The organism is Salinimicrobium oceani (genome assembly GCF_012037645.1).
In genome coordinates this window covers 1-432 of the sequence record NZ_JAAVJR010000707.1, presented here as the reverse complement: position 1 = coordinate 432, position 432 = coordinate 1, and the positions used below count along the sequence as shown (strand labels likewise).

General features: G+C 43.8%; 1 protein-coding gene. It reads left to right on the top strand.

Going from position 1 to position 432, the window contains the following annotated elements:
* Window positions 1–237: 237 nt before the first annotated feature.
* On the top strand, window positions 238–432 hold a 195-nt coding region (locus tag HC175_RS18990; protein ID WP_209310105.1), incomplete at its 3' end, for a hypothetical protein.

Genomic DNA, 432 nt, shown 5'->3' with positions numbered 1-432 from the left:
AAAGGAGTTGTCCTGGAAGACCTTCTCTATAAAAATGGAGAACTGCACGGCTCCGCAAGCTTCTATAACGGAAAAGGAGAACTCATGAGCGAAGGAGAGTACAGGCACAATAAACACCATGGTACCTGGCGCTATTATGAGAACGGAAAACTGGTGAGGGAAAAAGACTTCAAGTAGTCCCCGACCCCACCCACAAATTTTAATATCTTTACTAAAATTCAAACGAGAAAAACAATTATGAAAAAGTATCTTTTATTATTAGCCGCATTCGGACTCTTCTTTTTTAGCTCATGCAGCGACGACGACGACGATGGCGACGAAACCCAAAATTCAATCGTCGCAACCTGGGAACTCACAGCAGTGAATCCCACAATCCCTGGATGGGACCCTTCAGAATGTCCTGAGAATCCCGAAATTACCTTCTCTGCAAAT